The organism is Acetobacter sp. DsW_063 (genome assembly GCF_002153745.1).
Lineage (GTDB): Bacteria > Pseudomonadota > Alphaproteobacteria > Acetobacterales > Acetobacteraceae > Acetobacter.
This window is the reverse complement of record NZ_JOPL01000163.1, coordinates 1-369: the sequence shown is the minus strand read 5'-3', so window position 1 is coordinate 369 and position 369 is coordinate 1. Positions and strand designations below refer to the sequence as shown.

Genomic DNA, 369 nt, shown 5'->3' with positions numbered 1-369 from the left:
AAGGCACACCGGACATCGGCGTCCCTGCTCAAAAAGGGGCTTTTCCCCACCATATCGGACGGACAAAAGGCGGCCTAAACTCAAAACTTCACGCCGTGTGCGATGATCAGGGCCGACCTGTCGGATGAGACGGAGGAAGTCATCGGTGATCGGGGATACGACCGCAGTAAAATCAGACAGTCTCTCGCAAACCGGAAAATCACCGCCTGTATTCCACCAAAGAAGAACAGGGAATCAAAGCCACCTTACAATTGGCATTTGTATAAAAAGCGTTATCTGATCGAAAACATGTTCGCAAAGCTGAAAGACTGGCGACGTGTTGCGACCAGATACGACCGCTGCGCTCATACTTTCATGTCCGCAATCCAC

The 369-nt window shown here is 51.2% G+C and carries 1 protein-coding gene; it reads left to right on the top strand.

The features are described from left to right. Window positions 1-102: 102 nt before the first annotated feature. The coding region (locus HK28_RS14565) for a transposase (protein ID WP_143217441.1) at window positions 103-369 on the top strand (267 nt) is incomplete at its 3' end.